The following is an 18,749-nucleotide window of genomic DNA, read 5'->3' on the forward strand; positions in this document are numbered from 1 at the left end:
TAATCGTAATGGGCTGAAAAGTGTGGCCTGTTTTCAGTTTATTCTCTATAAGCTATGTCAGACAAGCAACCACCGTAATTTAGTTAAGAATTTACATGCTTCCGGTTGCGGTTATCTCCTTGATCATTGATCCGTACCTTGATCTTAATCCTAGCTATCTTTTATACCATGCTAATCTGTACTTTTACGCTTGATCATCGTTCCGTTAAGCTGGTTTTTATCTGAAAGCATGATCAAGAGGCTACCTTGATCATCTTTCCGTACAGTGGTGTGAATTCCGGATAATGTTTAATAGTTGTTAATATCAAAATTACACTCTCCGTACTTTATACAGTTAAATATATCGTTCCGTTAAATTAATCCTTTTTACAGTGTAAATAAGTGACACTGTAATAAATTAAATCTGAGAGAAAATGAACAACATTTGTCTGGCTATATAAAGTTAATTTTGACCGTTTTATAGCCGTTTTGATCTGTATTTTAATGATATTATGCTCAGAAATTAACGTTCAGCTATTTATTGTTTTTTCATTATAATGCTGTACAATCCGGATTAGACTTTCTCAAAAGGGTATTAGTTGATGAAACGGGATAAAACTATAAATAATCTATATGAGCTGGCTGAACAGACAAAACAAGTTCAGGCAGACCGGATTGAAATAGTATTGGAAGAGAGAAGTGACGATCATTTTCCTCCTATGTCTAAGGCATTGATGGAGACTCGTTCGGGGCTAACCAGACGTAAACTGGACGACGCTATCAGCCAACTTGAAGAGAGTGGTCATCAGTTTACTAAAAACAATGCTAACCATTATTCTATTTCACTGACTGAAGCACATATGCTAATGGACGCGGCTAAAGTGCCGGCATTTCATGAGCGTAAACAGAGTGTTTCTAATAAACCTTGGGTGATTAATGTTCAGAACCAGAAGGGCGGAACCGGCAAGTCAATGTCTGCGGTTCATCTTGCAGCCTGTCTGGCGCTTAATTTGGATAAGCGTTACCGCATCTGTTTGATCGACCTTGACCCACAAGGCTCGTTGCGTCTGTTCCTTAATCCGCAAATCAGTATGGATGATCACGATAATATCTATTCTGCTGTAGATGTCATGCTGGAGAATGTGCCTGAGGGGACGGTCATCGACAGGGAGTTTCTTAACAAAAATGTCTTGCTTCCGACCCAGTACCCTAACTTAAAAACCATCTCTGCTTTCCCTGAAGATGCTATGTTTAATGCGGAAGCGTGGCAGTATCTGTCAGAGAACCAATCACTTGATATTGTTAAGCTTCTGAAAGAGAACCTGATCGATAAGATCGCTGAAGATTTTGACATCATAATGATTGATACTGGTCCTCACGTCGATCCTCTGGTATGGAATGCAATGTACGCATCCAATGCGTTACTTATTCCTTGTGCCGCCAAGCGTCTGGACTGGGCATCAACGGTTAACTTTTTCCAGCATCTTCCAACTGTGTATGAAATGTTTCCGGAAGACTGGAAGGGGCTTGAGTTTGTCCGTCTGATGCCAACTATGTTCGAAGACGACAATAAAAAGCAGGTTTCAGTATTAACTGAGATGAACTACCTGCTAAATGAACAGGTAATGATGGCAACTATCCCGAGAAGCCGGGCGTTTGAAACTTGTGCTGACACCTACAGTACTGTATTTGACTTAACCGTTGGTGACTTTGAAGGTGGTAAGAAAACACTGGCCACCGCACAGGATGCAATACAGAAAAGTGCATTAGAATTAGAACGTGTTCTGCACAGTCATTGGAATTCACTAAACCAGGAGTAATGGTAAATGGCAATTAAAACTTCTGAACTCAATGCCAAGTTATTTGGTAAGGCGAATAAGAGAAGAGCGACTACGCCTCAAGAGGCACAGAATGCCGCGAAGGATAAAGCTCAGGTCATCGAACTGGCGGTAGCCGGAAAGGACATGGTCAAATTTGAGCTGGTTCGTGTTGCGGCTGATAAAGTGGCATCTACCACTACGGTTTTTGATCAGAATGCCCGTGAACAATCTTTTCTGACGGAACACGCATTATCCGATGTGCTGGTTACGCTAAAAGAACGAGGTCAGCAATATCCGGCTGTCGGCCGATATGGTAAAGATGGTGTTATTGAAGTCCTTGACGGTAGCCGCCGTCGCATGTCGTGTATTCTGGCTGAGAAAGATTTTCTTATCTATGTTGCTGAAGGCATCGGAACCGAAGAGGCTAAGTTTCTTTCTGACGTAGCTAATGCCCACAAGCCTTTATCTCTTTATGAGCGTGGTAGAGAGATGTTGGTGAAACTGGAAAGCGGTGACGCAGAAGACCAAAAAGCGTTGGCTAAGATGTTCCAGTGTAGCGAAGCGATTGTTAGCGGAGCACTTAAAGCAGCATCTCTGCCATTGCCTCTTTTGCAATCTTACCCGAATGTAAGTGAGCTTGGTCGTCCTACTATTGTTAAGCTGCATAAGCAATTTAATGAGTTAGATGATAAGTCTAAACAGTTGCTGCTTAGCAAATGCAGCGAGAATGACGAACATGTATGGCAGCGTAGTTCTGCCTCCGGTGTTGCCAGAATTACCAAAGAGGTTTCTGAGCAGATTGAAGGCTGGATTTCTGAAATGTTGCCTAAGCAGGCTGAGACTTCGTCCAAGACTGAGTTAGTAAAAGGCAGAGCCCATTACACCAGAAAGGGCAGCAATCTTGCTCTTCAACTGAAGAAAGTTGATGACACGACTATGCAGGAAATTCTCTCTTTCATTGAGTCAAAAGATGAAATAGAAATTATCTGACCTGAAAAAAGCCGCATTAGCGGCTTTTTTCATCTCTGTGATACCATATACCCAAATAACCTCAATATACTTTTTCAGCGAGAATATATTGGCTTCATATTAAGGCACTGATTTGAAGCCATAGTTATTCTACGGTGAGGATCAGTAACACAGGGCAGGAGCCAATATAACTCGCCCTTTGGGAGCGCATCAAGGCGCCCATTTCTGTGTCAGATAACTTTGAAAGGGAGTGCCATTCCTACAGTTATCTTCCTTGAATTGAACACCTTGATGCAGCTCTGAATCCTGTATCTCGAGGTCACTTGGGTATAAGTTGATTACGATAAAACGGGCTTCCAATCTATGAACTTGCTGCTACAACAATTATTTAAACTCACTCTGATGGCGGAGCAACAGAATCACCGCTTTCTGGTTCGCCTGAAAGGGAGCATTGAGTGGCAACAAGCGTTAGTGAGTCAGTTTGCTCAGCTGAAACATTACTCTGACGTCATTACCTTAGGAACTGTCTCAATAGACGGTGCTATGGCGTTAAATTATAAGCAGGGGAGTGCCGTTCTCGGTATGGAGTCTGACTGCCTGTTCTATGACTCTTCAGGCGGGTTTGATGCTAACAGCTTTACCGCGGCATCAGGCACATTAAAGGGTGGGGGAGTGATGTTTATAAACTTTACCCATCAGGGAACTGTTGCCTGTGACTGGATTGAGCAGCAACTGGCAAACGCTATCTGTATTGAACAGGATAGTCAGGAGTTTAAACAACCTAACCCTATTGCAGAGCAACAAACTTTGGCGCCCTTTTATGAGCAGAAAAAGGCAGTTGAACTAATCAAGAAAGTTGCCACAGGACACCGTAAGCGGCCGTTAGTACTAACCGCAGACAGAGGAAGGGGAAAGAGTTCTGCGCTAGGCATCGCGGCAGCTACACTGATGAAAGAACGAAATATCCGTATCCTGATAACGGCTCCTGCTCGCAAAGCGGTAGACCCCTTGTTTAAGCACGCTATTCAATTGTTGCCTGACACCTGTGTGACAGATAAAAACAGCATTCGGCTGGCAGACTCGTCTCTCTCGTTTGTCTCTCCTGATGAACTTGAACTGGATAAACATGACTGTGATCTACTTATGATCGATGAAGCGGCAGCCATTCCCCTGCCTTTGCTTATATCTCTGACCAGCCGCTACCACAGAACGGTATTTTCCAGCACAGTACATGGTTATGAAGGTTGTGGTCGTGGATTCACGGTGAAGTTCTATCCCTGGCTTGATAAGCATAATCCCGGCTGGAAAGGGGAGCATCTGAGTCAGGCTATTCGCTGGAACGAAAATGATCCGCTGGAAAGTTGGGTGTTTCAATCGTTTCTGCTTAATGCTGAATTGTCGCCACTTAATTTGTCAGCAGAAGCGTCGCAGCAAAAAGCTGACTTTCAGTTAATTCCCAAGCAGCAATTGTTGAATAAGCCAGCACTGCTTACAGACTGTTTTTCTTTGTTGGTTAACGCTCATTATCAAACCACACCAAATGACTTGATGCAGCTACTTGAAGATGATTCTGTACATCTGTTTACCTCTTCTATTGGTGAGCAATTAGTCGGTTGTGTTATTGCTAAACAGGAAGGCGGGATCAACGGAAGGCTTGTCGACGATATTACCTGCGGAGTGAGGCGGCCAAAAGGGCATTTAGTACCGGCATTAATAGCGAGTCAGATGGGAATGAGCAACGCACTTAAATGCAAAGGCTTACGCATTATGCGGATTGCTGTTTCTCCGCAACTTCAGAACAAAGGCTTTGGAACAGAGCTTATTCAACAGCTTTATGATCAAAATCCTTTAGGTGTTGACTACCTCTCCACCAGCTATGGTGTGACCGCTGAACTGTTTAGCTTTTGGCAAAACAACAGTTTTGAACCCGTCAAGCTGGGTAGCCGACGTGACCATGCCAGCGGAACGCACTCACTGTTGATGCTGCGGGTGATTAGAGCCAACGCCTGGCATCAAGCTGCATTTGATTACTTTATGCCAAACTTAATTTCTCTGTTGCCGGATACTTTTTCACAGCTTGATCCTAAGCTTGTTATCGCTTTACTAAGGGGCCGTTGCCATAAACGACAGCCTCTACCAGAGAACTATTCCGCTTTGATACGCTTATATGCTCAGGGAGGCAGTAGCTATGAAAGTGCCTTTTTTGCATTACAAGCCTTATTATTAGATACCCTGACGAACAACCGAACACAGCCATCGCCTCTGTTAGTCAGTAAAATACTGCAAAGAAAAAGCTGGGCGCAAATTAGCAGCGAGTATCAGCTCACTGGTCGAAAACAGTCTGAAGCTGAAGTCAGAAAATCCCTTCTAAGCCTACTCTAATTTACACTGTAAACAGGGTAGGGCATTTACAGTGTAAATTAAGCAAACGGTTTACACTGTAAATTATTCAAAATAGATCACTCATTACAATTTAGATTTTTTACAGTGACCAGAGCCTAAATTTTACGCAAACTTTCACAAAATGTTACATACTTTAGATAGACTGATTCAGGAATTCAACTTGAGCTTTATGTGAAATGTGGAAAGAACTTACCAGATTAGCTGACGATTCAAACAGTGTTATTGCACAACTCCCGCAGGGTGAAGAGGTTGGGCCGACTTTTAGTACCAGTGGGCTTGAACAGGTGCTTGCTTCCCTTGGCGCTGTGGCCTTTTTCTATGATGATGAGGCAGCAAATCAGTTTGTAAGAGCTGCAAAAGAAAATAAAAAAGCCGCTTATGACGGTGTAACGGTCGCCATCAAAAAGAATTCCGAAGTATCGGTGGCCATCACTGACCACGATATGCTCGCTACTATGACCGTCACAGGTGCGTATGGCGGTAAGCCTCTGAGCGGACCTGAGGTGCTCAGGGCATTAGCGGAAGCACATGTAACAAAAGGCATCAATAAACTCGCTTTAAAGAAAGTATTGTCTGTCAGCAGCACCCTTGCCGCAGGTGAAACTTTTGAACAGCCTGTTGCCGTAGGCACTCCGGCCAAGCACGGTAAGGATGCTCAGTTTATCCCTTTAGTCGATGATGTTAATGACAGAGTGCTGGCTCCTCAGGAGAGTGATGAGAAGACTCATAAAGTGGATATGCGAGACTTAGGGGAAACCATTACCGTTGGTGTGGGCGAAACTTTGATGAAAAGAGTCCCTGCAACTAAAGGGACTCCCGGCTGTACCGTTATGGGAGCCGTACTGCATCCAAAGGCGGGTAAAGATACTCCGCTGAAAGAAGGCAAAGGTTCAGTCTACGATAAAAAAGATCCAAACCTGCTTCGCTCGTCCAATCCCGGTATGCCTCTGATTAAGAAAAACAGTGTGGATGTCGACCCTGCACTTAGCCTGACTAATATTGATGTAACTACCGGCCACGTTAAATTTAAGGGCAGTGTCGTGGTTTCCGGCAATATTGAACCGGGAATGGTGGTCAGGGCGACGGGCTCATTAACCGTTGGCGGCTTTATTGAGTCTGCCGATGTACAAGCTCAGGAAGATATTATTGTCGGAAAAGGTATTATCGGCCATGCGGTAGACGACGGGGAAGAGAAAGCCTGCGTGGTAAAAACTAACGGCAGCATCAAATCTAAGTATGCTCAGTACGCCTTCCTTCAGGCAACCAATGATATCAATCTGGAGCTTCACTGTATGAATAGTACAGTGATGTGTGCCGGAAACTTAACTGTTCTGGATAGCACGGAGAAAAAAGGTACTTTAGGTGGCGGTCTAGCGAAAGCAGGCGGAAATATTATTTGCGCTAACCTTGGTGTTGAAGGGGATACGGCAACAACGGTGCAGGCCTTTGTCCGTTATAACAAATACAAGCAAGGTATTAACGAATTAAAGGAAAGGTACCGGGTAGCTCAGGACAACACAATGGAAGCAGTGCGTGCTGAAATTGAGTTGAAGAAAACGCCGAAATCTGAACGTTCCGAAGAGAGTGTTATCGAACTTGAGCAGAAAAAAGCAGAGCTTAACAAGCGCATGGAAGAGGCGAAGAATAAGCTGGAAAATGCCGAAGCTGAGCTAAAACGACTGCTGGAAGTGAACACGGTTTCTGCCCGTAATCATGTCTATACCAGAGTCACGGTTCTGTTTGGTGATGAGACTGTGATTACTAAACGCGAGCATGCTGCCGCGCTATTTTCGTTTAACCAGTATGAGATTAAATGTCGCTCTATGGTTGAAGGGGTTGATGAGGATGAGGCTGAAGAGCAGGATTTGTAACTGCTTATTTATGGGTATAAAAAAACAGGCAGCGATTTTTTCGCTGCCTGTTTGCTTTTCAGGGAAGAAAGCGGGATTAGCTGACCGCTCTTACCTTTCCTTGTTTCAAGTCGTTAAGTACCTGCTGTTTTGGCCCGTCGGCAATAATGCAGCCCTTCTCCATTACAATAATACGGTCGACGATATCCAGCATGGATGTTTTGTGAGTGATAAGAATTAAGGTCTCGCTTTTCTTTAACTGAGCGAGCTGGTGCTTAATATGCATTTCACTTCGGTTATCCATGGCACTGGTTGGTTCGTCAAGCAGCAGTACAGGAGGACGACCCAATAGGGCACGGGCTATAGAAACTGCCTGACGCTGTCCGCCTGAAAGTAATAAACCCCCTTCACCCACCTGACGCTCTAGTCCGGCCGGATCTTGCTGAGTAAACACGGTTACACCTGCGCGGTTAGCGGCGTCCATTACTTCGCGATCGTCAACCAGAGTCTGACCTAAGGTGATATTGTCACGGATCGAACCAAAGAACAGGGTGCTCTCCTGAGGAACACAGCCGATATTACGTCTGACATCAACGTGGTGAAGTTGATTGATATCGGTATCATCGATACGTACATGTCCCTCAGTTGGCTGATATAGCCCCATAATAAGGCGTTCCAGAGTGGTTTTACCTGAACCGATCCGGCCGATAATAGCGACCTTTTCACCAGGGTTAATACGCAGGCTGAGATCTCTAATTGAGGCGATTGGTGCATCAGGGTAATGGAAGGTGACTTTGTCCAGCTCAATTTTTCCCTGAATGATCGGACGATGGATATAGCGTTTACCTTCTTCCTGTTCATCGGGCATAGACATAACCTGCTCGATAATGGTCATGGACGACTTTGCCTGATTGTAGCGGGTAGACAGCAGTGAAAGCTGTACAAGAGGCCCGATTGCACGGCCGCTAAGCATGGTGGCAGCAATCAGGCCACCCATGGTCAGCTCGCCGTCAGCAATCAGGTAAACACCGAGAATGATCATACCTACATTACAGGATTGCTGAACCAGACCTGCCATATTCTGTATCGTATCCGTTATGCGGCGGCTCTTAATGTTCCAGTTCGCCATATGAGCAACAGCCTCCTCCCAGCGATACTGGAACTGGCTTTGTGCCCCGAATAGCTTAACGGACTCCAGTCCTGCAAGACTCTCGATCAGGTTGGCGTATTTCTGCGATGCTAAGCGTGAGCCCTCTTCAATACTTTTTCTCAGTGGTCCCTGAATCAACAGTGAGTGGATAATCAGAACCACAACACCGACAATAGGGATAATCACCAGATTACCGGCCATAAGCCAGATTACCAGCAAAAACAGCAGGGCAAACGGCAGATCGATCAAGGCAGAGATGGTCGCCGAAGTAAAGAACTCACGGATGGATTCAAACTCCTGCAAATGGCGGGCAAAAGCACCAACAGAAGGCGGACGTGATTCCATACGGATCCCCATCACCTTGCTGAACAGTTTTGAAGAGATCAGAACATCGGATTTCTTTCCTGCTACGTCGATAAAGTAACTTCTTAGTAGTTTCAGGACAAAATCAAAAATAAACACCACAAAGATGCCGGAAGCGAGTACCCAAAGGGATTCAAAGGCAAGGTTGGGAACGACTTTGTCATACACCAGACGGGTAAATAGTGGTGCGGCTATGGCAAAAATATTGACCAGCAGCGACGCGATTAAGACGTCCCGGTAGATACGTTTGGACTCAAACAGTGTGCCCCAAAACCAGTGACCGTCACGCGTTTTCAGAATTTCCGGTGAGCGTTCATCATAGCGAAACTGCTTTTTAACCAGAAAGTAGCGGCCGGTATACTGACGTTTAAGATCTTCAATATGAATAGAGACCGGCATCATTTCCGAGTCGGCAGTGATCACCTCAGCTTCATGAGTCTCGTTGTTTACGCTGACCAGAACGCAGGCATCACCATCTTTTAACAACAGTACTGCCGGAAGGATCAGGTCAGAAATTTTCTCCAGCTCAGCGCGGTTTTCTTTGGCAACCAAGCCTGCCCGTTCGGCAGAACGGGGAAACAGGAAAGGAGTCAGGCGACCGTCTGACAGTGGCAGGCCGTTAATTAATGCGTCGGGCGAGTTCGCCAGGCCGTAGTATCTGCTGACAAAAATCAGAGAGTTTAGTAATGGATCGTGCATTTGATTACGGCCTTTTACTTATCGACAATAAATCCCTGGAACACCTGAATAAAGTGCTCAGACAGGAAGTCTAACTGGTTTTGTGTTTCCACCCTTGACGCTATGGTTGTGATACCCAAATCGTGTGCGGTTCTTGATATAGAGGTCAGCGTATAACGCTGCTTCTCATCTTCAAGCTGATGGGTATACAGATAATCAAGCTTCACATACTTAGGTCTGAACTCATTGATGTAGTCTAGTGAGTGGAAGTTACGTCCGTAGTTATCGACACCAAATTCGGCGCCGCTGGTGCGGATGGCGTGACACAGCAGGGCGGTATGGTGCTGGTTATTAACAAAACAGATTTCCGGAATTTCAAAGTGCAGCAGATGTGCAACATCCGGATGTTGACTGAGGATCTTAGTTAGCCAGCGGATAAAGCTTGGTTCAGAAATACTGCTGACAGTAAGGTTAATCGCTAATGTGCCTTCAAGGTAACCTTTCTCAAGGTTCTTGATCATGCTTTCGATAACGTACTGGTCAAAGATATAACCGGCATTTAACTGCTCAAGAGCAAACAGGTATTGGTTGGCGGTATAGCGGACACCATCTTTCTCAATAGAGGAGAATACCTCTCTGTGGAAGGTTTCGCCGCTGCCCTGATTAGCTGACTGGAACTTAAACTCAATGGTGCGATTGCTGATGGCTTCTTCCACCAGTGCTTTCCATTGTTGTTTACCGCGCATAACGGTCTGATTGGCATTAGAAACCAGACCGTAGTTTTGCTCAGGATGAGAGTGAGCCAGCGACAGGGCGTTATCCACCAGTGACAGAATCTCAGTGGAGGATTTACGCTCTTCGTTATACACCAGACCAAGTGACAGCTCGATAGGTGCCATTCCTGTTGGATCCGGACGCATGTTCTGCGCACTGTGAACAATGTTTTCTGCCAGCTGTTTCAGCTCATTCTCACTGATATTCGGTAAGATAAAGCCAAACTCTTCGGTATTAATACGCGCGATTGTCACGGCAGGAGAATTTGTGGTTATGTTTAACTGATCGGCCAGCTCTTTAACCAGAGCGTCACCGGATTCATAGCCTGAGTCGTCATAAGCCTCTTTAATAAACTGCGCCTGAAGTAACGCCACGCCGCCTTTAGCTGACTCTTGCAGCCACTGGTTAAGTTGCCCCATAAAGAATGAACGGTTGCCAAGCTGAGATACCGGATCCATATAAGCCCGTTCACGAAGCTGTTCTGCTTCTTTAGCCTGTGCTTTAAAGCTCTTTTCAACCTGAAGGGACATAGAGTTGATACCATCGACTACCGCAATAAGGTCTTTTGTCGCTGGCTTAGCCAGAGGTTCGCCAAACTGGTTGTTGGCGATCTCTTCCATTTTTCTGGTGATCAGGGTGAGCGGATTAAGGGCACGTCTCAGCATCAGTGACACGATAACAATGCCGATCATAAACATACCCGAGAAAGCAGTAAGTAACTTAATCAGCGCCTGCCAGAGCTGCTCATAAGCGTCACCGGGATGACTTATTATCTCGATTTCTGCCAGTTGCATCCAGCCACTGGTGACCACCCTGCGATCATGAAGCTTTGTGAGAAAGTTGAGCTCGGTAAACCACTTTGGCACACCATTGGCGACCACCGGATAAGAACGGATAATCTCTTCGTCCGTATCCAGAAAAGTCAGTTTGACAACGGAGTAAGAGCTGCCGTCAAACAGAGCGTTAATCACCGATTCCACTGCTATCCTGTCTTTCTGTTCAAGATAGGGAGCCAGCGCCAGCCCGACGGTATTAATGGTATTGTTCATTTCTGAACGTTGCTGCTGCGTCAAAAAGTTACGAGTGGTCTGAAACTCCACTGCAAGCACTGATCCCATCAGTAACAGGAAAACAGCCAGCATACCCGCGACAAGTTGTTTATATAATGTCATGGTATTTACTCATCGTAGTTTATTATTGGTTTATTAAAATCCAGCGTTTTATTGCGGGAGCGTAAGTCGTTCCACAAGCTGAGTCTGGACGATTTGCCCGCCAGTTTTCCGCTTGCTTTTTCTTTCATCAGCCACAGGTTTTTACCGTTAAAGCTGTAGATAGGTAACAGGTCGCGACGTTTGGTCGCAGGTTTAATTTCAGGGTCAATGTTGTCCAGTAGTACCGGTACAGAACTTGGTGTCTCATAATAGGCAAGCACCATATGGAACTGGTTAAGCGCGAGGGCTTTAACGTAGACCAAACGTAATTTCTTATCGGAGACACCAAGCTCAAGCAGTGAAAAATACTTGGCGATAGTAAAGTCTTCACAATCACCGGCATTGCTGCCGAGAAACTCCAGCGGAGTTGCCCAGTAGTCGTTTTTTCCCCAAAGATAAATATCGTCGACAAAGTTAAGTTGATTGAAGAAACGGTTAATCCGGGTCATCTGCTCCGCTTCACTTTTTCCCTGAAGTTCTGCAATGGTATTGCGCCAGGCCGTTACCCGTTTACCAGCCCGGTTACCATAAAAGCCTTCTACAGAATCTATCCAGCTCTGTTCCTGAGTATTCAATGCCACTGATGCAACAGAGAACATCAGAAGAGCAAGCGGTATCAGCTTTCTTCTCATCTATAATTCTCTTTTATCAGTTAAACGCAGCATATTGATTATTCCCTCAGTGCCGTTTGCTGGGCGGAAAGAATAGGCTTAAGCAGGTAATCCAGTACAGTACGCTTACCGGTAATAATATCCACTGAGGTAGTCATACCGGGAATAATAGGCAGCTCACCCATAGCACCAAATTTATGTTCATCGGTACGGACCCTTACCAGATAGAAACTGTTTCCTTCTTCATCCTGAATGGTGTCGGCACTAATATGTTCCAACACGCCTTCCAGACCACCGTAACGGGTAAAATCGTAGGCACTAAACTTCACCACGGCATGAAGGCCCGGACGCAGGAAGGCAATATCCTGAGGTGCGATCTTGGCTTCCACCAGCAGCGTATCTTCGGAAGGGACTATCTCAATCAGATCCATACCCGGCTGGATAACCCCGCCAACGGTATTGATGTAGAGTTTTTTGATGGTTCCGGCTACCGGTGAGACCACTACGGTACGGTTTACCCTGTCTTCTAGCCCGACAGCAGACTCTGTCAGTGCAGAGAGCTTATCCTGCGCCTGATTCAGCTTCTCCTGCTGCTCTGAACGGAACTTCAGGGCGGCATCCACCCGGCTCAGAGTCGCTTCACGGATAGCTGATTCAAGGGTTGGGATCTTCAGTTCTGTCGATGTCATTTCACGACGGGTGTCGTTTAACTGGCGCTGAAGCTTCAACAGCTCAATTTTTGGTACCACACCATCTTCAGCGAGAGGCTCGGTTATTTCCAGCTCACGTTTGGCAAAGTTAAAGCTGGTTTTCAGGTTTCTTGCCCGCGCTTTCAGTTCCACCAGCTCTTGCTGCTTCTGATTTACCTGCTGGGCAAGTACAGAAATACGGTTATCCAGATTCTCCAGATCCTGTCGATATTCCGCTATCTGGCGTTTCACCAGAGCCGGTTGCTCTTCGCTCATGGCCGGAGGGAATGAGAGCTTATTAAAGTTGATCTTTACGCTCTTCTGCCAGTTCTGATTGGTAAAGTCTTCTTTGATCACCACGCTGGTAATGGAAGCGGAAAGCTGAAGTACGCTGGCGGTCAGGTTAGCGACCTGCTGTTCTCTTTCACGGAAGTCGGAACGGAAGCGGGTATCGTCAATAAGAATAAGCTGCTGCCCCTCTTCAACCTGTTCGCCTTCACTAACCAACAAACGCTTAACCAGACCACCTTCAAGGTTCTGTACCACCTGAAGCTGAGAAGAAGGAATAACCTTACCCTGACCAACGGTTACTTTGTCGATCTCTGCCCATGCTGCCCAGCCAATGGCTGCAGCGAAAAAAAGCACCATAACCCAGAGTAACACCCGGGCGCTGCTTGGAGTATTGAGTAAAAGTGCCGCAGTTTTATCGTCTACGTAATCGAGTTCATTATCTGTTAGCTTTTGATAGTTTTTACTATTCATTCGCTATCCCTGGCTTGTTGCGACACCATATTGATGGTGGAAATGGATGATTCTGCAACCCCATTGCTTGTCAACCCTTGTGTGACAAGGATTTTGGGGTAACTTGAGTATATATTAATATTCGATTTTATTCTGTGTAAGCAAAAATGTTAAGGTTAAGCTGGTTTTTATTTGAGGTTCAAGTAGTTACTTCCTGACTCAGATGCTCATTTGACCGGATTCCGTCTTACTTCAGCTACGTGTTTTAACGACCATATAGTGACATTTGATTAAGGCGCGAATTTGAAGCCATAGTCATTCTAAGGTAAAGGCCGCTATATAAGACCGGACTCTGCCTTGTTTTATTGCGTATACCCAAGTAATCTCAACATGCTTTTTCAGTGAGAATATATTGGCTTCTGATTAAGGCACTGATTCGAAGCCATAGTCATTCTACGGTAACAATTATATAAAGCGCAGAATCAACAAAATACAGTGAGGAATGAAAATGGATCTGTCCGATATCCGCAGAGAGTATTTAAAAGGCGGCTTACGCCGTAAGGATTTGCAGGAGAACCCTGTTGATCAGTTTAATCTCTGGCTGCAACAGGCTGTTGATGCCGGTTTAACTGACCCTACTGCGATGACCGTTGCTACCGTGGATGAACATGGTCAGCCGTTTCAGCGCATTGTTCTGCTAAAAGATGTGGATGATAGCGGGTTTGTTTTTTATACCAATCTGGCCAGCAGAAAAGCTCAGCAGATTGAGCATAACTCAAAAGTAAGTATTCACTTCCCATGGCATCCGATAGAACGTCAGGTTCATATTACCGGTACGGCTGAAAAGTTATCAGCAATAGAAAATATGAAATATTTCTCCTCCCGCCCGAAAGAGAGCCAGATTGCGGCGTGGGCAAGTAAGCAGAGTAGCCGCCTGTCAGCTCGTGGCTTGCTGGAAGGGAAGTACCTTGAGCTGAAAAAGAAATTTGAGAAAGGCGAAATTCCGGTTCCTTCGTTCTGGGGTGGGTACCGTATAAAGGTCGAATCCATCGAGTTTTGGCAGGGTGGTGAGCACCGCCTACATGACAGATTTATCTTTACCCGCGGTGAAAGTGGCTGGGATGTAGAAAGGCTGGCTCCTTAATGAAGCTATTTTCAACGGATAAAAAAACACCTCGCTTAGCGAGGTGTTTTTGTCTGAGTCAATTTTCAGCCTTGATCAGAGTTCGCGGAAAATACGGAAACCGACATAGTTGGCTGCAGTATTTGGCGCAAGGAACAAGCGGCTATAAGCAGTGGCCTGATTTGGTGAGAAGCTCCAGGCTCCGCCTTTGGTTATACCACGGCTGTCCTGAGTCCATTCCCAGACGTTACCCACCATATCGTATAAGCCGAAGCCGTTCGGTGCGAAAGTACGTACCGGAGAAGCGCTGATATTTGACCACTTGGTTCCACCCCAGCCGGTATTTGCCTGACCGGCACCAAAGGAGTTACCCCACCAGTAGGCGGTTTGTGCACCGGCTCTGGCGGCAACTTCCCATTCGGTTTGAGTCGGAAGGCGATATTTATAACCAGTCTGTTTAGATAACCACTTGGCGTAAGCTTTGGCATCAGTCTGGCTGATACAGACGGCAGGGTAGTCAGCGGACTGCTTAAAGCCCGGATTGCGCCAGTAACTTCCGGTAACCGGAATGATTTGCGACTCTTCAACTGTGGTACAGATGTTTTTTAGCTCTGCGTCTGTCTGATAGCCGGTGGCATTAACAAACAGTTCAAACTGACCAACGGTAATAGGAGTGGATGAAATAGAGTAGGCTTTGCCGATGTTAACTTGTTTCGCCCCGTTTTCACCGATCAGGTACTGGCCAGAACCGATAACCACCATTTCCGGCGCTTTGGTTTTGTTGGCCAGTGCATCAGCAAATACCCGGCCCGAATGAGGCAGGTTTTCTGTTTCACGAAGAACTGCACGAAGGGTTTGATCTGAGTTGACTTTCAGCTCCTGATTGAAAGAGCGGTAGCCCTCTTTCTCAATGCTGACTAGGTGCGGCCCTACCGGCAGCATAATATCCAGAGGTGTACTGCCATAGCTGACACCATCAATGGAAACTTTGTCCTGATACTGGTTAGAGCGTATGGTTAATGTTACCCACTGAACTTCTTTCTGTTGTGCTTGGTCGCCTTGATCTTCGCCCTGATCAAAGCAGAAACGAGACTCAACATTGAGTAACTTACACGGTGTGTTCTTGGCCGGACGGGCTTCAAGGTTGACATCCAGAACCATCTTGTAGCTCATTTCATCATAGAAATTAGCGGTAGAGGTTTTATCTCCGATAACATGGATGTTCAGTGAGGTCTGAGAAAGATGCTGCTTAACCAGCTTTGACTCTGTGGTTGAGTCGATCAACTGAGACTGAAACTTACCGACAGCTTTTTGCAGTGCCAGACTTCGTGTCTGTTCGGTACACTGGCCAATGGTCATATTGGTTTTACACACATTGGTAAAACTCACTTTCAGTTGATTGCTCGGGCTTAGTTCTTCACGCAGACGCTCGACTCTTGCACGAACTTTGTCCTGCTCAAGGTTTTCAAGTTCAGACTTGAGACGCTTCTGATCGATCTCAAACAGCGACAGATCAGAATAGAGTTCCTGAAGTTTTTGTTCAGCTTCTAAACGGGTCTTTTGGTTCTGCTTAACATCTGCCCAAGCTGACTGATAAGCGCCCTGACTCGGGCGGATATCAAAATCGGGTTCATCTGAGATACGGGCAAAGTCTCTGTCGAGTGCCTTTTTACTCTGATTGAGTTTCTTGTCCAGCTGAGCTGCGTCGGCTTCCAGACGGGACTGCTCTTCCTGAGCTTGTCTGATCTTAGCCTTTTGATCCGCTACCTGCTTTGCAGAAGCGTCCATTTCAGCCTGTTTAGTGGTAAGCAGACTTTCTACACTTTGTACCGATGCCACAGCCGCTTCTGCCGCGGAAGTGGTTAATGGTACAAAACAGGGTGAAAGTGCCAGCAATAATGCAGGTAAACCTTGGCGCATAGTTCTAATACTACTTTATTGATTAATTGGGCAATTCACCCATTCTATACGAAAACGCCATTTTGTCAGAACTTATCATTGCATGATATATGACAAAATGGCGCTTAATAATCAGCTTTGTGAATTAAGGCAGGAAATCTTATCACTCTGCCTTAATTCTGTTAGCCTTCTTTTTTGCTTGGAAGCAACTTGACCCAAACCGTATCGTTTCCATTGATGGTGATAACGCGGTTATAAGTCTCATAACCTTCTTTTGCAACAGTAACCTGATGGCGGCCGGCCGGAAGTACGATCTCTACCGGAGTGCTGCCGTATTTAACACCATTAATGGTTACTGAGTCGTTGTACTGATCAGAACGAACCGTCACATTAGCCCACTGCTTATCCGTGTTTGACTTGGTAGTCGATTTGCCTTTCAGACAGTAGCGTGCTTCAACGTTAAGCAGTTTACATGCTGCCACGGCTTCCGGTTTAGCCTGAAGCTGAGCCTGCATCTGGGTGAAATATGAGTTACTGCCGGAGAAACCACTTTTAATTAACTGGCTTTCCTGAACATGGATATTCAACTGAACACCATCCAGATTACGCTTAGCGACATTAGCTTCAGTCAGGCTTGAAAGTAGTTTTGACTTAAAGGTTTTCACCGCTTTCTGCTTGGTCAGGTATTTACCCTGACTGGCACACTCACCGAGTGTCATTGTGGTAGAACAGGTGGTTGTGTAGCTGGTTTCCAGAACATTACTTTCACGAAGCTCTGCAGCAATACGTTTTACCCGTGCTTCAATATGAGACTCTTTCAGGTTCTCATACTCGTTGGTAAAGCGTGCTTTCTTTTGCTTGGTTTGTGAAAGACGAACTTCGCTTTCGGTGATCTGCTGGCTGTTAGCAAGCTGGCGGGCCTGATTATCTTTCACCGCTTCCCATGAAGAGCGATACTCATTCTGAAAACTGGATAAGTCGGTTTCAGGATCGTCAAGAAGGCGGGAGAACTGCTTGTCCAGAGCGGCTTTAGAGCGGTTTCGCTTCGCTTCTAACTCGGTCCCTTCTCTTTTCAGTGCTGCTCCTTCTTGCTGAAGTTGCTTCAGGTTCGCCGATTCTGAATCATATTCTTGATTCACTGCGTCAATATCGGCCTTCTTTTGATCAATTTTTTCATCAATCGCTACAACAGGATCAACTTGTTGAACCTCTTCTGTAGCAAATGACGCAGTTGACCAAAAGGGAGTTAGCGCAAGCAAAAGCGCTGGGATACGGCTTGTGATCATAGGTCCCTGCAATAACATTGTATTTATACTTAAAGAATTAGGTTAATAATTCGTGATTTCACTCAGCCAGTTACAACTGAGTCTCAAAATTTTTCAAACAGTGAGCATACCATCATTCATCAGAGATGTTTAAAAAAAGTATCTCATTTTGAGCTGTAGAGAATATATATTTGTCCAGATAACAATTAACTCTGAACTCGGAAATTGAGCAAGCATTGACCGTAATTTATGTGCACTTGATCATTGTTCCGTTAACTTTTAATACCTTAGAGGCTTTTTGACTCCAGCTCTCATGGAGAAGTAAAATGTCTTTTGTCCGGGGTTATTCTATTGGAAATCCCGGAAGTTACTGATTTTCTCTTTAAATACAGGGTTTCGTCTCTTTATGTCATCAGACAAGCAAGCCACCATGAGTTCACTGATACTGCCTAAGCCGGCGGAGTTAGTGACCCTGCCTTCTTATATGGATTGTCATGATCATGACTACACCCAGATTGTTATTGGTCTTAAGGGGCAGGCTGAGTTTGATGTAAACGGTGTAGGCAGTTTAATCGGGCCGGGACAGGGCTGTGTGGTTTCTGCATACACAGGGCACGCTTTTGGCGGGGTAATTGAATCGTCGGATATTTTAGTATTAAACCTGCCTGAGGTAACCGATAACAGCCCGCTGCTTCTTAGCCGGTTAAATGAACTGGTGCGTTCCGATATCTATTTTCAGCTCGATAGCCAGATACGCCAGCTTATACAGATGCTGGTGATGGAAATGCAGACAAGCCCGGACGATCTGCTACTTAGCCACGCCTGTAACGATACTATTCTGGCTTTACTGCATCGCCATATTTCCTCTTTATCATCGTCGGAATACCGGGAACAGCGTATCGATATTGAAGCGATAGACCGCTATATCGAGACTCATATGAGTAAGAAGATTTCTGTGCTGCAACTGGCCGGCAGTGTTTTCCTTGGTGAAAGTCAGTTCCACACCCTGTTTAAGGAGCAGACCGGTGTAACGCCTCATCAGTATGTGCTCGGTAAGCGGATTGATGCTGCTAAGAGTCTGATAGAAAAAGGTAAGTTTAGCTTAAGCCATATTGCTGATTTGACTGGTTTCAGCGGCCAGAGCACCTTTACCCACGCTTTTTCCCGCCTGCAGGGGCTCTCTCCTTCCCAGTATAAAAAACGTTACTTTTCGAAATAAAATGT

General features: G+C 45.6%; 12 protein-coding genes. 6 read left to right on the forward strand and 6 right to left on the reverse strand.

Translation table 11 applies throughout. From position 1 onward, the window contains the following. Window positions 1–581: 581 nt before the first annotated feature. The 4 genes from PK654_RS15885 to PK654_RS15900 all read left to right on the forward strand — a co-directional run bounded on the left by PK654_RS15885 (window position 582) and on the right by PK654_RS15900 (window position 7,042). Complete coding sequence (locus PK654_RS15885; RefSeq protein ID WP_271699874.1) at window positions 582–1,799, forward strand: ParA family protein; 1,218 nt, start codon at window positions 582–584, stop codon at window positions 1,797–1,799. A gap of 6 nt (window positions 1,800–1,805) precedes the next feature. Further along, on the forward strand, window positions 1,806–2,789 hold the full coding sequence (locus tag PK654_RS15890; RefSeq protein ID WP_271699875.1) for a ParB/RepB/Spo0J family partition protein: 984 nt from the start codon (window positions 1,806–1,808) through the stop codon (window positions 2,787–2,789). Between the two features lie 342 nt (window positions 2,790–3,131). Further along, on the forward strand, window positions 3,132–5,150 hold the full coding sequence (locus PK654_RS15895; protein ID WP_271699877.1) for a tRNA(Met) cytidine acetyltransferase TmcA: 2,019 nt from the start codon (window positions 3,132–3,134) through the stop codon (window positions 5,148–5,150). Between the two features lie 197 nt (window positions 5,151–5,347). After that, entirely contained in the window at window positions 5,348–7,042 is a 1,695-nt protein-coding gene (locus PK654_RS15900; RefSeq protein ID WP_271699879.1) for a DUF342 domain-containing protein, read from the forward strand. A gap of 76 nt (window positions 7,043–7,118) precedes the next feature. On the opposite strand, the gene PK654_RS15905 is transcribed toward PK654_RS15900, so the two are convergent. Genes PK654_RS15905 through PK654_RS15920 form a run of 4 tightly spaced genes read right to left on the reverse strand, consistent with a single transcriptional unit; the run spans window position 7,119 to window position 13,259 of the window. Continuing rightward, window positions 7,119–9,233: a type I secretion system permease/ATPase gene (locus PK654_RS15905; RefSeq protein WP_271699880.1), complete on the reverse strand. Its 2,115-nt coding sequence runs from the start codon at window positions 9,231–9,233 to the stop codon at window positions 7,119–7,121. 14 nt (window positions 9,234–9,247) lie between these two features. Continuing rightward, the gene (locus PK654_RS15910; RefSeq protein ID WP_271699883.1) at window positions 9,248–11,158 is read right to left on the reverse strand and encodes a bifunctional diguanylate cyclase/phosphodiesterase; all 1,911 of its coding nucleotides are present in this window, start codon (window positions 11,156–11,158) and stop codon (window positions 9,248–9,250) included. 5 nt (window positions 11,159–11,163) lie between these two features. Beyond that, window positions 11,164–11,829: a transglutaminase-like cysteine peptidase gene (locus PK654_RS15915; RefSeq protein ID WP_271699885.1), complete on the reverse strand. Its 666-nt coding sequence runs from the start codon at window positions 11,827–11,829 to the stop codon at window positions 11,164–11,166. A gap of 38 nt (window positions 11,830–11,867) precedes the next feature. Beyond that, complete coding sequence (locus tag PK654_RS15920; RefSeq protein WP_271699886.1) at window positions 11,868–13,259, reverse strand: HlyD family type I secretion periplasmic adaptor subunit; 1,392 nt, start codon at window positions 13,257–13,259, stop codon at window positions 11,868–11,870. 487 nt (window positions 13,260–13,746) lie between these two features. Here PK654_RS15920 and pdxH point away from each other — a divergent pair, with 487 nt between their 5' ends. Then, window positions 13,747–14,382: a pyridoxamine 5'-phosphate oxidase gene (pdxH, locus tag PK654_RS15925; protein WP_271699888.1), complete on the forward strand. Its 636-nt coding sequence runs from the start codon at window positions 13,747–13,749 to the stop codon at window positions 14,380–14,382. Window positions 14,383–14,457: 75 nt separating this feature from the next. Here the strand turns inward: pdxH and PK654_RS15930 are convergent, their stop codons facing one another. Further along, the gene (locus PK654_RS15930) at window positions 14,458–16,281 is read right to left on the reverse strand and encodes an SUMF1/EgtB/PvdO family nonheme iron enzyme (protein ID WP_271699890.1); all 1,824 of its coding nucleotides are present in this window, start codon (window positions 16,279–16,281) and stop codon (window positions 14,458–14,460) included. Between the two features lie 161 nt (window positions 16,282–16,442). Then, window positions 16,443–17,546, reverse strand: coding sequence for a PEGA domain-containing protein (locus tag PK654_RS15935; RefSeq protein ID WP_271699892.1), 1,104 nt, complete (start codon window positions 17,544–17,546; stop codon window positions 16,443–16,445). Between the two features lie 385 nt (window positions 17,547–17,931). On the opposite strand from PK654_RS15935, the gene PK654_RS15940 reads away from it, so the two are divergent. Further along, entirely contained in the window at window positions 17,932–18,744 is an 813-nt protein-coding gene (locus PK654_RS15940; RefSeq protein WP_271699894.1) for an AraC family transcriptional regulator, read from the forward strand. The last annotated feature ends 5 nt before the right edge of the window (window positions 18,745–18,749 follow it).

Source organism: Vibrio sp. SCSIO 43137 (assembly GCF_028201475.1).
Classification (GTDB): Bacteria; Pseudomonadota; Gammaproteobacteria; order Enterobacterales; family Vibrionaceae; genus Vibrio.

Bases quoted from the DNA above. Each gene is read 5' to 3' on its own strand.
- PK654_RS15885 (WP_271699874.1), top strand. From the start codon at position 582: ATGAAACGGGATAAAACTATAAATAATCTATATGAGCTGGCTGAACAG.
- PK654_RS15890 (WP_271699875.1), top strand. From the start codon at position 1,806: ATGGCAATTAAAACTTCTGAACTCAATGCCAAGTTATTTGGTAAGGCG.
- PK654_RS15895 (WP_271699877.1), top strand. From the start codon at position 3,132: ATGAACTTGCTGCTACAACAATTATTTAAACTCACTCTGATGGCGGAG.
- PK654_RS15900 (WP_271699879.1), top strand. From the start codon at position 5,348: ATGTGGAAAGAACTTACCAGATTAGCTGACGATTCAAACAGTGTTATT.
- PK654_RS15905 (WP_271699880.1), bottom strand. From the start codon at position 9,233: ATGCACGATCCATTACTAAACTCTCTGATTTTTGTCAGCAGATACTAC.
- PK654_RS15910 (WP_271699883.1), bottom strand. From the start codon at position 11,158: ATGACATTATATAAACAACTTGTCGCGGGTATGCTGGCTGTTTTCCTG.
- PK654_RS15915 (WP_271699885.1), bottom strand. From the start codon at position 11,829: ATGAGAAGAAAGCTGATACCGCTTGCTCTTCTGATGTTCTCTGTTGCA.
- PK654_RS15920 (WP_271699886.1), bottom strand. From the start codon at position 13,259: ATGAATAGTAAAAACTATCAAAAGCTAACAGATAATGAACTCGATTAC.
- pdxH (WP_271699888.1), top strand. From the start codon at position 13,747: ATGGATCTGTCCGATATCCGCAGAGAGTATTTAAAAGGCGGCTTACGC.
- PK654_RS15930 (WP_271699890.1), bottom strand. From the start codon at position 16,281: ATGCGCCAAGGTTTACCTGCATTATTGCTGGCACTTTCACCCTGTTTT.
- PK654_RS15935 (WP_271699892.1), bottom strand. From the start codon at position 17,546: ATGATCACAAGCCGTATCCCAGCGCTTTTGCTTGCGCTAACTCCCTTT.
- PK654_RS15940 (WP_271699894.1), top strand. From the start codon at position 17,932: ATGTCATCAGACAAGCAAGCCACCATGAGTTCACTGATACTGCCTAAG.